This window comes from Vibrio sp. UCD-FRSSP16_30 (assembly GCF_001676025.1).
GTDB lineage: Bacteria > Pseudomonadota > Gammaproteobacteria > Enterobacterales > Vibrionaceae > Vibrio.
Map to the genome: position 1 here is coordinate 16,166 of NZ_LZFW01000035.1, position 13,471 is coordinate 29,636.

Genomic DNA, 13,471 nt, shown 5'->3' on the forward strand with positions numbered 1-13,471 from the left:
AACCGCGGTCATACATATAACCGCGGTTTTTTTATAAGCTCAATAATTAATAGTTAATGGCTATCGCTACCCATTAGTGCTCTCAAATATCTTATTGGCAGACGCCTCTACAAACCCCTGATAAAGCTCTCCATTACAATCTTCATAGCGCTTAGCAAATTCATAGAAACCACCCGCAATCTGCTGCTTGCCCTCAGAAAACTGTACTGTAACTTTATCCGCCATCGTTGAGGACTGCTCTAGTAATACTTGCGGTGTACCTTTTACTTCTCCGCCTGATTCATTAATCACAAATGAGTGTTTCTTTAAAAAACAATTCACCTCACCCACTTCAGTAAACTGCGCTAATTGATTCACACTCACCGTAAAGTGATTTGCACCAAACCCATGGGCGGCCACCCATGACGCATATTCACTCTCTTTCGCCAATGTTTGGTAATCAGCAAAGCTTAAATCCCATAACCTTCCGCCATGCAGGAAAGCCGAACCTTTTAATTTTCCTATCTCTATCTGAGCCGTCAATTTGGCCACAATGGTTTGTAATTCAGCAGAACATAAATCCAGTTGTAACTGACTGATAAAGACCTTGGGCATTAAAGGATCAGGGTGCTGATAATGCTTAGCGACAAGCTTCTTAGCTTTAAAGACATAATCACCTCCCACTTGATAGCCAAGTTCAATAAATGGTCTTGCTAACACCTCTAAATCAATGGGTGAACAAGAGAATGTACGCAACGCAATATGATCATTAATTAGGGTTTTATCTTGCTTTAATAACTCATGAATGACTTGCGATGATGGACACAGTCGTAGATTAAAATCATCCCACAACCGGTCAAGTAGCTTTTGGACACCCATAACCCCTCCCCTAATCAAACACCATTCCCGGAGACAAAGTATCCGGCAAAATTGGTGCTTCTCCTTGAATTGACGCCATCGGATACGCGCAGTAATCCGCAGCATAAAACGCACTTGGGCGTAAATTACCCGAAGCGCCAGGTCCGCCAAACGGAGCATCGCCACTTGCCCCAGTAATAGGACGATTTCGATTTACGATACCGGCGCGAATTTCATCGCAAAACAGTGCCCATTCATCATCATTGGTCGAAATCAACCCCGCTGATAAACCATATTTAGTGTTATTGGCCAGTGCAACCGCATCGCTAAACTCAGAAAAACGCACTACTTGCAGCAATGGACCAAAATACTCTTCATCAGGCAATTGCGTTATATCCGTTACATCCAAAATAATCGGGGCGACAAACGCATCATTGAGCAATTCACCGTTTAATAACACTTTAGCGCCAAGGGCTATAAGAGATTGTTTAGCTGAGATAATTTGCTCGGCTGCCGTTTGAGAAATGAGAGAGCCCATAAAAGGTTGTGACTTAGCAAAAGGCTGATCCATATTAAGCTTTGCAGTAACGTCAACAAGGCGCTGAAGTAAAGTATCCCCTGCTTCTCCTTGAGGGATATATAGGCGGCGAGCGCAAGTACAGCGCTGTCCTGCACTAATGAACGCCGATTGCACAATGGTATGCACCGCAGCATCGATCTCTCCATACTGCTTACTCACAATCAGCGGGTTATTTCCACCCATCTCTAACGCCAACATTTTTTCTGGTTGACCGGCAAATTGACGATGAAGAATATGACCGGTATTAGCACTGCCAGTAAATAGCAGCCCATCAATTTGCGAAGATTGGGCAAGCGCTACCCCAGTATCTTTGGCACCTTGTACTAGGTTAATAACACCATTTGGTAACCCTGCTTCATGCCATAACTTAACCGCTAACTCACCGCACAATGGCGTAAGATCAGAAGGTTTAAATACCACTGTGTTTCCGGCAAGTAACGCAGGCACAATATGCCCATTAGGAAGGTGCATAGGAAAGTTGTACGGGCCAAAAACAGCTAAAACACCGAGAGGTCTATGCTGCAAAGTAACATCATTACCAGCAACTTGTTTATGCTTAGTACCAGTACGTTCATGATAAGACTGAATCGAAAGAGCTATCTTGCCTGCCATTGCAGCCGCCTCTGTTCGAGTCTCCCATAATGGCTTGCCCGTTTCTTTCGCCACTGTTTCTGCAATTAATTCGGCATTGTCTTTGAGTAGCTGCGCATAACCGAGCACAATTTTTTCTCGTTGTGCAAAAGAGTATTTCTTCCAACTCAAAAAGGCATGTCGAGCGCTAGATACCGCTAAGTCAACTTGACCTGTGCTTGCACTGTGTCCTTGCCAAATAACGTCACTGTTATAGGGAGATAACGATTGAATTTCATGGCCTTGCCCTGAAATCCATTCGCCAGCAATAAAATGTGTTTGCATGTTATTCATCCTTGTTGTGCTCTTTACATTGCAGCCATTCGAACCCAATCACCACTTTCAACTTCAAGTGCCAGTGCAATTTGTGGACTAATAATGACACTTTGAGTGGCAGCATCAAAAGCGACTTTCTCTGCAACCGCTCTAAAATTCTCAAACGAAGTATTGCTGATTAAATAGTGCGTAGAACTGCCGTGTTCAGCAATCGACACCTTAGCGCGAAAGGATTTGCGCACCATATCTATATTGCTCAAGTCACACTCTACCGTTGGCCCAGCATCAAAGATGTCCACATAGTCACGACAAGTGAAACCTTCATTTTCAAGCAGCTTTAAAGCCGGGCGAGTATTGTCATGAACCTCACCGATCACCGCTTGCGCCTCTTTACTCAGTAGGTTGATATAGATGGGAAGCTTGGGCATAAGGTCGGCAATAAAGCCTTTTTTTCCAATCCCCGTTAAGTAGTCAGCCATCGTAAAGTCGATAGAAAAGAAGTGCTCTTGCAGCCAATCCCAAAAAGGAGAGTTACCGTTTTCATCAGAGACCCCTCTCATCTCCGCAAAAATGGTCTTTGAGAAACGATGAGGGTGTTCGGCTAGCATCAGAAAGCGACATTTTGATAATAATCTGCCGTTTAGACCACCGCGAAATTTAGGTCGGAGAAATAAGGTGCAGATTTCGCTGCACCCAGTGTAGTTATTACCAAACGTCAGTAGTTTCACTACATTATTGACGCCTAATTTAGCGGACGAATGCACTATTTTACTAATGTGATAAGAGTAAAAAGGCACATCCCAACCAACCGATGCCTCAATCCCAGTAGTACCCGCCACTTCACCTGTATTGCTATCAACACCTACCATCAGATACCCCTCATCACCGGGTTCTGTCACGTTAGATTTTTGAAAGCTATTCACCGAATGTTCAATTCGATTTTTCAATAGTTGTTCATTTACAGGTAAAGATGTAAAACCATGACCCGATTCATCAGCGCATAGCGACAACGCATCATAATCACTTTTAACAATAGGTCGCACTACCAACATATCAGCATCCTTCTGATAAAAAACTACGCCTTATAAAGTTTAGCTATCGCTGCCTCAAAGCGTACGAAGCCTTGCTTAATTTCATCTTTAGAAATAACCAGTGACGGGGTAAAACGCACCACACTTGCGCCAGCAACAAGTACCAATAACCCTTCTTCACCGGCTGCTACCAAAACATCGCGAGCTCGGCCTTGCCACTGCTCATTAAGTTCAGCGCCAATTAATAACCCCTTGCCTCTAAACTCTGAAAAAATTGGGTATAGGCTATTAATGCGCTCAAGCTCACTGCGAAATAGTGCTTCACGCTCTTTAATCCCTTGCAGAACTTCAGGTTCAGATATGTGATTAACCACCGCCTCAGCAACAGCGCACGCCAGAGGATTACCACCGTAAGTTGAACCGTGAGTCCCTACTTTAAGGTGTTGCGCCAATTTATCAGTCGTAAGAAGCGCTGCAATAGGGAAACCACCACCTAAAGATTTTGCTGTGCTCAAAATATCAGGTGTAACACCCAAACCTTGATAAGCATAAAAATCACCAGTACGGCCATTACCTGTTTGAACTTCATCAAAAATCAGCAGTGCATTATGCTTATCACACAATTCACGTACGGTTTGTACAAATTCGGAAGTGGGCGAAATGATGCCGCCCTCACCTTGCAACGGTTCCATCATCACAGCACATGTATCATCAGAAATTGCAGCTTCAAATGCTTTGATGTCGTTATAAGGAATATGCTCAATGTCGCCAGGTTTAGGACCAAAGCCATCAGAGTATGCTGCTTGTCCACCTACCGTTACAGTAAAGAAAGTACGACCATGGAAGCCTTGATTGAATGCTATGATTTTTGATTTTTGAGCACCAAACTCATCCACAGCATAACGACGTGCTAGCTTTAAAGCTGCTTCGTTTGCTTCCGCTCCAGAGTTAGCAAAAAAGACTTTATCAGCAAAGCTCAATTCCACGAGTTTTTTAGCTAAGCGCAAAGCGGGTTCATTGGTCATCACATTACTCAAATGCCACAACTTGTTCGCCTGCTCAGATAAAGCTTTAACCATAATCGGGTGACAATGCCCCAAGCAACTCACCGCGATACCACCGGCAAAATCAATAAACTCATTATCTTGCTGATCCCAGATTCGCGAGCCTTCGCCTCTAACCGGAATAATCGACATAGGGTTATAACAAGGCACCATCACCTCATCGAAGTCTTTACGCGTTACTTCTGTCATCTCTTTCGCTCCTTTATGCACTCTCCCTGCAATTAATAAAACTCGTTATTTATGCACAGTAGGAGATAGTTGTACTGCCTAGGCATTGTATTTACAATTTATTAACTATTTCAAGTAAAAAACACCCGTATTCTCGCTAGTATACCGAAGAAAATGTATAGGGTGTGACTCTGCATGGATAATAATTGGAAAAACACATCACATTACATAACAAGATTGCGAAAGGACTGATGTGGACTGATAAAAACTTATGCAAGTAATATCAATAGATATGCTTTACTTTGAAGAAAAGGTCTTTAGGAAGTTATTAAGCAGATCGAGTCCCTGCTCAGTTTTAATCGACTCAGGGTGAAATTGTACTCCTTGAATCGGTAGTGTTTTATGGCGATAACCCATAATTTCTTTTGCTTGCCCATGCTCATCTAAGGTCCAAGAAGTCACCTCTAGGCAATCTGGAAGCGTGTCTTTTTCGACAATTAGGGAGTGGTATCGAGTGACTGTTAGCGGGTTATTTAAACCGGTAAACACGCCTTGTCCTGTATGTTGAATCGGCGATGTTTTGCCGTGCATAACTTTATCTGCACGAATCACCTTGCCGCCAAGCACTTGCGCAATGGCTTGATGCCCTAGGCAGACACCCAGTAATGGTAAGCGCCCCATGTAATGCTCAATAACTTGTAAAGAGATACCGGCTTCATTAGGTGTACAAGGTCCAGGAGAGATAACGATGGCATCGGGTTGTAAAGCATCGATCTGTGCAATAGTAATTGCGTCATTGCGCACCACTTTAGTCTCACAACCTAATTCACAAAAGTACTGGTACAGGTTGTAGGTAAAGGAGTCGTAATTATCAATGATCAACAGCATACTAAAATCCAAACAAAAAATGCCATCCCCCTGACGGCGATGGCATTCTATCACAACTTATTTGAGCAAGTGTTGTCTCTTAACGAGGACGACGTACAAAGCCTACCGCTTCATACACTTTATCGAGTGTTACTGCCGCTCTTGCTGATGCTTTATCTGCGCCCGCTTTCATCACTTCGTTTAGGTATGGCATGTCCTGACGAATACGATGATATTCAGATTGAATCGGCTCTAGCATAGTCACAAGCGCTTCACCGACATCTTTCTTGAATGGTCCATACATTTCAACGCCTTGATATTGCGCTTCAATTTCGGCAAATGTTTGACCTGTTGCCGCAGAATACAGACCCATAAGGTTTGCAATGCCCGCTTTATTTTCTACATCATGAATGATGCGTGGTGGATTATCAGGATCGGTTTGCGCTTTGTTAATCTTTTTAAGAATCGACTTTGGCTCTTCAAGAAGAGTAATGACATTTTTACGGTTGTCATCAGATTTAGACATCTTCTTATTAGCATCTTGCAGGCTCATCACACGAGCATTCACAGAAGGAATATAAGGTTCTGGAACTTGGAAGATAGGCGCTTCAGGCGTGCTATAAATATTATTAAAACGGTTTGCAATATCGCGAGCCAATTCAAGATGTTGCTTCTGATCATTACCCACAGGCACTTGGTGAGCACCATACAGCAAAATATCGGCTGCCATTAATACAGGGTAATCATATAAGCCTACGTTGACATCATTAGCATAACGCTGTGATTTGTCTTTAAACTGAGTCATACGATTCAGTTCACCCATTTGGGTGTAACAGTTAAGAATCCAACCTAACTGAGCATGCTCAGGTACGTGAGACTGAACAAACAAAGTGCTCTTTTCTGGGGTTACGCCAACCGCAAGACAAATGGCAAGGGCATCCAGAGTCGCTTCGTGCAATGCTTTAGCATCTTGACGAACGGTAATCGCGTGTAGGTCTACAACACAGTATTGGCAGTCATAATCATCTTGCATCTGATTCCACTGACGCAAAGCACCAAGATAGTTGCCAATGCTTAATTCACCGGATGGCTGAACACCACTTAACACTATTGGTTTGGTCATGATAATTACTTCCTCAATACTTCTAAAATAAAATTTTCATTCGATAAAACAGTGTACTCATCGACGAATATATTGAAAGAAAAAAATAGAGAAACGAGCCTAAGTTGACTATTCAGGCTCATTAATTGGAATTTACAGGTGGGTTAACAATTTAAGCAGTTGCGATAAGTCATCAATTAAGTGATCAGGGTTCGCCAGTTCGATAGGTTCGCCATGATTATATCCATAAGGTAACGCCACAGAAACAACCCCCGCATTTTTCGCCGCAAGAATGTCATTCTTTGAATCACCGATCATAATCATCTCATCAGCAGTCAGCTGATACTTATCCAATAAGTGGATAAGTGGCATAGGATCTGGCTTTATTTTAGGTAGAGAATCTCCACCTAGAACATCGACAAATAAATCATCAATACCATGCTGAGATAAAATATCAGGCACAAACTGATATGGCTTATTAGTAATAATCGCCAATTGAAAGCCTTCCTCAAGCAAAGCTTGTAGGCTCTCTTTCACTTGGGGATATAAGGTACTTTTGCTGTGACCACATTGAGCATAATAATGATCAAAATGCACTCTTGCCTGTCGCTTACTCTGTTCGCTTATGCTCGGGTCGATAGTCATATTTTGGCTCAATGCTCGAGCCACTAAATTATCGGCACCATTACCAAGCCAAGTACGCACTTGCGCCTCTGATACACCAGGGCAATGCATGGCTTGCATTGCAAGATCCACCGCCACTGCCAAATCAGGCGCACTATCAAGTAAAGTACCATCGAGATCAAACGCAATCAGTTTGATTAAGCCAACAGACACGTTATTTTTTTACCTTCGCCAGTTCCGCACGCATTTCATCAATGACTTGCTTGTAATCTGGCTGATTGAAGATGGCAGAACCTGCAACAAACATATCTGCGCCCGCTTCTGCAATTTCACGAATGTTATCGACCTTTACACCGCCATCAATTTCTAAGCGAATATCACGACCACTTTCATCAATGCGTTTACGTACTGCGCGCAGTTTGTCCAAAGTATTTGGAATGAAGGATTGACCGCCAAAACCTGGGTTTACTGACATCAACAAAATCATATCAACTTTGTCCATGATGTAATCTAGGTGAGATAAAGGCGTTGCAGGGTTAAGAACGACTCCAGCCTTACAACCGTGTTCTTTGATTAGTTGTAGCGTGCGATCAACATGCTCTGATGCTTCGATATGGAAGGTAATCATGCTTGCGCCTGCTTTGGCAAATTCAGGAACAATAGAATCTACAGGCTTAACCATAAGGTGAACGTCGATTGGCGCTGTAATGCCATAATCACGTAACGCTTTACAGATTGGTGCACCAAAAGTCAGGTTTGGCACGTAATGGTTGTCCATAACATCAAAGTGCACAACGTCAGCACCAGAGGCGAGAACACGATCTACATCTTCGCCTAGACGAGCAAAATCTGCAGATAAAATAGATGGTGCAATAAGAAAGTCGGTCATACTTGTCCCTGTAATAAGGCGTTCAATTTGCGCGCAATTCTACAAAAGCAAACGATAAACTAAAAGGACAATTTGGAAATGATTGTAATAGTTGGGAGCAAAGTTACGCGTCTTGATTAAACAAGGCCAATAATTCGTCCACTTTGTTGCGACCTGCACCATTGCGACTAATGGTTCGTTTAACCTTCACTACGCTTAAATCTGCGCCAGTATAAAGACGTCTGGTTAGCTTGGTATCATGATTTGAAATCAATACAGGAATACCACGTTTAAAAGCCGCTTTCTCTGCAACTTCAGCCAAATTAGCCTGATCATCCAAAGAGAAACCATTGCTAGAATAAGTGGTAAAGTTTGCGGTTGTCGAAAGAGGTGCATAAGGAGGATCGCAGTAAACCACACTGCCTTTACGCGCTCGTTTAAACGTCTCTAAATACCCTTCACAAACAAAAGTAGCTTTTTTCGCTTTCTCTGCAAAAAACTCCAACTCTTTTTCAGGGAAGTAAGGCTTTTTATACGAACCAAACGGGACGTTAAAGCCACCTTTTTTGTTGTAACGACATAGGCCATTAAAGCCAAATCGATTCATATACAAAAAGGCAACCGAACGAAATGGGATGTCATCTGTGGCATTAAACTGACGACGAACCTCTAAATAAGCTTCTTTTTGATTGTATTCAGGCGTGAACATGCGCTTAGCTTCATTGATATAGCTTTGCGGATCGTCCTTCAGGAGGTTATACAGATTAATTAGATCTGGATTAATGTCTGCCAGTAAATATTGCTCGTAGTCCGTATTTAAAAATACAGAGCCTGCACCAACAAAAGGTTCAACTAGCTTTTTTGCTTGTGGTAGATGGCGTTGAATCTCATCAACAAGTCCATATTTGCCACCTGCCCACTTTAAAAAGGCTCGTTGCTTCTTCATTACCGGTCTTCACTACCCATAGTTTCTAGGACGCGGAATGTACCATAAAATGACACATCTCTCAGCGTTATTTTCCTACTTCGATTTCTTTATGCACTTGAGCCATCGACTTCACCCAAGGACCTACCGCTTGAACTGCCGCTGGTAATTGTTCTATTGCCTTACTTGCTTGTTTTACAAAGCGAAAATCATGGTACGTAATAATGTACACTTTTTTGCCAGAACGTAGAGTCGGATAAATACGAGTTTCACTTTGTAATTGATGCTCATCAATAAATGACTGCACCTCGGCCATAGTCGGCAAAGCGCCCAATTGAACCGTATAACGTTTACTGCTAATTGCGAGTAATTCGTCGCGAGCAAATGAAAAATGTACCAGCGCATTATTTTTATCTAACGCTGTAGGTTTGACTGCCGCTTCAAGCTTAGGCTTAACCACGTTTGATTCTGTATCAATCAGCGAATCGACTACAGCATCAGGAACAACAACCCGCTCTTGACCATGACTATTATCATCTAATGTAATGGTCTTTCCCGTGACAGGAGGTGGTAATTGCTGAGTATCTTCCACTAGTGTGTCTTCTTCTACAGCCGAAAAATCCGCTACATCCGTTGGTTCACCTAATTGTGGCTGAAGCAATGCCTGCTCAGTACTGTCTGTACTCGCCGGCACTGATTTTATCTCATCCGCTTGATTAGACTTAAAGAATACCCACCAAGCAAGTAATGCAAAGGCAAGAATCAAGAGTATCGCAATGACCGCTGATTTAGCAGAACCATTATGAGAGGACAAACGGGATTTAGTTGATTTCAATTTGCTTCCTAATGCAATTAACTCACCAGGATATTGCACGCCGCGATTGGCCTTCTTGCGAATATTATCTCGTTTTTTTAAGCTTTCAAATTGCCGAAGAACCATAAGCTCTAAGAAAAAGTCGACTTCTTTGGGAGATAACGGAGCAATATTCAGTTGTGATGGCTGGACGTTAAACCGATGAGATAAAGGGAGTATTTTCTTTGACAGTAAATCTGGGCCACAAGCCATGATGAGACTCAATGTCCAAGTTGGGTGAGCCTGAATACGCTCAACTAAATACCATAAAGACAGTAAGACATCTTCGGTATATAACCCCGCATCATCCACCAAAATGACAAATTCTAAGCTCTGTAAGCCAAATTCATTATCCAGATGTTCAAATGTAGAGAGACTACTATCAAAAACAGTATTGGGAGATAATTGCGCAAGTAAAGTACGCTTCATATCGCACTTAGATGTAGAAGCATCGCCGGTGAGCTTTGCTTTGTGCTGTGCGGTAATATATTTAGAAAAGTAACGCTCAAGGAGCCAAGATTTACCTGATCCCCCTGAGCCGATTAAAGTAACGAGATTTGAGCCAAATCGAGTCATTAGACGCAACTTATCTAGTAATAGCGTCTGCGACTGTAATTCTAATGATTTGGCTTCTTGAGCTCGGCTCATTCAATCTCCCTACTTCGCTACTCTTACTTACGACCGTCCTCAATAGCTTGATAGACATGAGTAAGATTAATATCGCTCACTACCTTAGAGCTGCCAATAGAATCTGGCAGGATAAGACGTAAGCGGCCCGACAATACCTTTTTATCGCGCATCATATGCTTCATGAAATCTTCGCCAGACATGCTATCTGGCGTATGCACAGGTAAATCACAAGCAACAAGCAAGGATTCAATCCTTTCGACATCAATCGCATCTAACATTCCAGCATGAGCTGCAGCTCGCGCAGCCATAACCGTGCCTGATGAGACGGCTTCTCCATGAAGCCATTTACCATAGCCTAATTCTGCTTCAATAGCATGACCAAAAGTATGACCGAGATTCAATAATGCTCGAACACCAGACTCTTTTTCATCCTGAGCAACAACATCAGCTTTGATTTGGCAACAATTGGCGATCGCTTTGGTGATGGCTGTGCTTTCCAGCTCAGTCAACGAATCGATATGTTGTTCAATCCACTCAAAGAATGGTCTATCAATGATAATGCCGTACTTAACAACTTCAGCCATACCCGCAGCAAATTCGCGATCAGGCAAAGTGGCTAGCGTATTAATATCAATAATGACTGATTTAGGCTGATAGAAGGCACCTATCATATTCTTACCTAACGGGTGATTAACTGCGGTCTTTCCTCCCACGGAAGAATCGACTTGAGATAATAACGTCGTTGGAATCTGTACAAAATCAACACCGCGCTGATAACTCGCCGCGACAAAACCAACAAGATCGCCAATAACGCCACCACCAAGCGCAACTAATAACACATCACGGCTATAGTTGTTCTCAAGTAGAAAGCTCATGACATCATTGAAGGTGTCTAATGATTTGTATTTCTCACCGTCAGGTAACTCTAAAACTTGTGTTTGACACCCTAGCTCAACAAATTGATGTTTCACTTTGTCTGCATATAGAGGGCCAACCGTTGTATTAGTAATAATAACAACTTGTTGTAACGACAAATCTTTTGACGATGGGAATAAATTTGAAAAGAGGGCCGGGTTACCCAATAACCCAGCACCAATTGAAATTGGGTAGCTTCGCTCCCCTAAACTTACCGTGATCCGTTCCATGGGATGCTCTCCTCAGTAAGATTAACGCTGAAAGATTAACGCTCTTCCAGCATTTTAACGATTTGATTTGCAACTATTTTTGCACTCTGATCGTCAGTTTTAACCGTATAGTCAGCAACTTCTTCGTACTCAGGATTACGCTTTGCTGCTAAAGCCTCAAGAACTTCACGAGGTTCATCAGTTTGCAAGAGCGGACGCTTTTTATCGCGATTAGTACGAGCAAGTTGTTTTTCGATAGTAGTCTCTAGATACACTACCACGCCACGAGCAGATAGACGGTTGCGGTTTTCTTTGCTCATTACTGAGCCACCACCGGTCGCAAGAACGATACCCTGTTCTAGGGTAAGATCATTGATCACACCTTCTTCACGCTTGCGGAAGCCTTCTTCGCCTTCCACATCGAATACCCAAGCGATATCAGCGCCAGTGCGCTCTTCGATTACCGTATCAGAATCAACAAACTCCATATGAAGTTGCTGTGCCAAGTGTCTACCTATTGTGCTTTTGCCGGCGCCCATTGGGCCAACAAGGAAAATATTACGTTTTTCAGCCATGTTTAGCAGTATTTACAACATTAAAGTCAAATTACACCGCCATTTTCTTCACTACTAATTAGTCAGTGTTGATGAATGACGCCAAGTTCCTCACAGATGGATCGTGATAAGACCCGAAATTATCTGGATTTGCCAACTATATTGCAAATTATATTTTATCTTTTTTTGGAAAGAGGATAGAAGGAGTCACAAATATCAACAACTCACTGCGTCCAAACTGCTCAGAAGTACGCTTAAATAACTTACCAAACCAAGGAATATCAGAAACATACGGCACTTTCTCCGTAGTTCGGATAATACTCTTTTGATAAATCCCCCCCAAAACTAAAGTTTCACCATTTTTCACCAAAACTTGAGTTTGAATACGCTGAGTATCGATTGCGACCGACTCTCCTATGCCTGTTTTGACGACTTGACCGGGCCTATCTTGGGTCACAATGAGATCCAAAACTAAATGATTGTCCGGAGTAATTTGCGGAATCACTTTCAAACTTAATACCGCTTTGCGAAAGGAAATAGAGGTAGCGCCACTGGATGCGGCTTCCAAATAAGGGATTTCTTGCCCTTGCTCTATATATGCAGCTTGTTTATTAGTAGTAACTAGTCTTGGACTTGAAATTATCTCTGCTCTCGACTCTGCCTGTAATGCTGAAAGTTCCAGATCAAGTAAAGTATCGGAGCCTAACTTAGCCAACTGAAAAGCAATTGTTGAAGCATTTGGGTTAGCTAGCCCAAGATTAACATTCAGATGGTCAGTTAACACTGCACTGCCCTTTGACGCTTCAATGCTAGGCGTGACTTTGCCATTGCTGTTCATTTTAGAAAACCCCCAACGCACACCTAATTCATCTAGCTCCCCTTCATTAATAGTCACAATTCGCGCTTCAATCTGTACTTGTTTTACTGGAATATCCAAAGAATCAATAATCCCTGAAATACGCAGCAGATTGTCAGGTTGATCGTAAATCAGTAAAGCATTAGTGCGCTCATCGACGGCGATAGAGCCAAACTCTGACATACTTCCTACTTTTCGGTGCTGAGATAGGATATTGGCAATATCAGAGGCTTTAGCATATTTAATGGCAAATAGGCGCGATGCAATAAGCACATTATGTTGTTCAGGTTTCAGCGATACTGTCCCTTGCAGGGGATTCGAGGTTAAATCGGCAGCTAAATCAGAAATAAGCCCCGCTTTAGATTCGACCACCGATTCTGTATTAGTCTCTTGGGCTGGATTGACTTCACTCGGTACTGAAAACCACTGCGATTCCGCTACAGCACTACCGCCTATCATCACGTAGAACATGACAGTAAAGA

General features: G+C 42.6%; 12 protein-coding genes and 1 pseudogene. All 13 read right to left on the minus strand.

The features are described from left to right. Positions 1–66: 66 nt before the first annotated feature. Positions 67–858, minus strand: coding sequence for a DUF1338 domain-containing protein (locus A9260_RS11615; protein WP_068699144.1), 792 nt, complete (start codon positions 856–858; stop codon positions 67–69). Between the two features lie 10 nt (positions 859–868). Continuing rightward, on the minus strand, positions 869–2,332 hold the full coding sequence (gene astD, locus A9260_RS11620) for a succinylglutamate-semialdehyde dehydrogenase (RefSeq protein WP_068699146.1): 1,464 nt from the start codon (positions 2,330–2,332) through the stop codon (positions 869–871). Positions 2,333–2,355: 23 nt separating this feature from the next. Further along, positions 2,356–3,375: an arginine N-succinyltransferase gene (gene astA, locus A9260_RS11625; protein ID WP_068699147.1), complete on the minus strand. Its 1,020-nt coding sequence runs from the start codon at positions 3,373–3,375 to the stop codon at positions 2,356–2,358. Between the two features lie 23 nt (positions 3,376–3,398). Then, positions 3,399–4,607, minus strand: coding sequence for an aspartate aminotransferase family protein (locus tag A9260_RS11630; protein WP_068699149.1), 1,209 nt, complete (start codon positions 4,605–4,607; stop codon positions 3,399–3,401). A 276-nt stretch (positions 4,608–4,883) separates the two neighbouring features. Further along, positions 4,884–5,474: an aminodeoxychorismate/anthranilate synthase component II gene (locus A9260_RS11635; RefSeq protein ID WP_068699151.1), complete on the minus strand. Its 591-nt coding sequence runs from the start codon at positions 5,472–5,474 to the stop codon at positions 4,884–4,886. 79 nt (positions 5,475–5,553) lie between these two features. Then, positions 5,554–6,576 (minus strand): tryptophan--tRNA ligase, encoded by a 1,023-nt coding sequence (trpS, locus tag A9260_RS11640; RefSeq protein ID WP_068699153.1) that lies wholly within the window; start codon positions 6,574–6,576, stop codon positions 5,554–5,556. A gap of 132 nt (positions 6,577–6,708) precedes the next feature. After that, a complete protein-coding gene (locus A9260_RS11645) occupies positions 6,709–7,392 on the minus strand; it encodes a phosphoglycolate phosphatase (RefSeq protein WP_068699155.1) in 684 nt (227 codons plus the stop codon). A gap of 1 nt (position 7,393) precedes the next feature. Next, positions 7,394–8,068: a ribulose-phosphate 3-epimerase gene (rpe, locus tag A9260_RS11650; protein ID WP_068699157.1), complete on the minus strand. Its 675-nt coding sequence runs from the start codon at positions 8,066–8,068 to the stop codon at positions 7,394–7,396. Between the two features lie 103 nt (positions 8,069–8,171). Further along, complete coding sequence (locus A9260_RS11655; protein WP_068699159.1) at positions 8,172–8,993, minus strand: Dam family site-specific DNA-(adenine-N6)-methyltransferase; 822 nt, start codon at positions 8,991–8,993, stop codon at positions 8,172–8,174. 67 nt (positions 8,994–9,060) lie between these two features. Beyond that, positions 9,061–10,473, minus strand: a complete 1,413-nt coding sequence (locus tag A9260_RS11660; protein WP_068699161.1) for an SPOR domain-containing protein — start codon at positions 10,471–10,473, stop codon at positions 9,061–9,063. Positions 10,474–10,496: 23 nt separating this feature from the next. Then, positions 10,497–11,600 carry a 3-dehydroquinate synthase gene (gene aroB / locus A9260_RS11665; RefSeq protein WP_068699163.1) on the minus strand — a complete coding sequence of 368 codons (1,104 nt, stop codon included), beginning with the start codon at positions 11,598–11,600 and terminating at the stop codon, positions 10,497–10,499. A 35-nt stretch (positions 11,601–11,635) separates the two neighbouring features. Further along, the gene (aroK, locus tag A9260_RS11670) at positions 11,636–12,154 is read right to left on the minus strand and encodes a shikimate kinase AroK (RefSeq protein WP_068699165.1); all 519 of its coding nucleotides are present in this window, start codon (positions 12,152–12,154) and stop codon (positions 11,636–11,638) included. A gap of 148 nt (positions 12,155–12,302) precedes the next feature. After that, positions 12,303–13,322 (minus strand): annotated as a pseudogene (pilQ, locus tag A9260_RS11675) (type IV pilus secretin PilQ); the annotation flags it as partial. Positions 13,323–13,471 lie beyond the last annotated feature (149 nt).

What these genes read in the sequence shown, in the direction of transcription:
- A9260_RS11635 (WP_068699151.1), bottom strand. Translation starts at nt 5,474, where the DNA reads ATGCTGTTGATCATTGATAATTACGACTCCTTTACCTACAACCTGTAC.
- A9260_RS11630 (WP_068699149.1), bottom strand. Translation starts at nt 4,607, where the DNA reads ATGACAGAAGTAACGCGTAAAGACTTCGATGAGGTGATGGTGCCTTGT.
- astA (WP_068699147.1), bottom strand. Translation starts at nt 3,375, where the DNA reads ATGTTGGTAGTGCGACCTATTGTTAAAAGTGATTATGATGCGTTGTCG.
- astD (WP_068699146.1), bottom strand. Translation starts at nt 2,332, where the DNA reads ATGCAAACACATTTTATTGCTGGCGAATGGATTTCAGGGCAAGGCCAT.
- A9260_RS11615 (WP_068699144.1), bottom strand. Translation starts at nt 858, where the DNA reads ATGGGTGTCCAAAAGCTACTTGACCGGTTGTGGGATGATTTTAATCTA.
- aroK (WP_068699165.1), bottom strand. Translation starts at nt 12,154, where the DNA reads ATGGCTGAAAAACGTAATATTTTCCTTGTTGGCCCAATGGGCGCCGGC.
- A9260_RS11660 (WP_068699161.1), bottom strand. Translation starts at nt 10,473, where the DNA reads ATGAGCCGAGCTCAAGAAGCCAAATCATTAGAATTACAGTCGCAGACG.
- trpS (WP_068699153.1), bottom strand. Translation starts at nt 6,576, where the DNA reads ATGACCAAACCAATAGTGTTAAGTGGTGTTCAGCCATCCGGTGAATTA.
- A9260_RS11655 (WP_068699159.1), bottom strand. Translation starts at nt 8,993, where the DNA reads ATGAAGAAGCAACGAGCCTTTTTAAAGTGGGCAGGTGGCAAATATGGA.
- rpe (WP_068699157.1), bottom strand. Translation starts at nt 8,068, where the DNA reads ATGACCGACTTTCTTATTGCACCATCTATTTTATCTGCAGATTTTGCT.
- aroB (WP_068699163.1), bottom strand. Translation starts at nt 11,600, where the DNA reads ATGGAACGGATCACGGTAAGTTTAGGGGAGCGAAGCTACCCAATTTCA.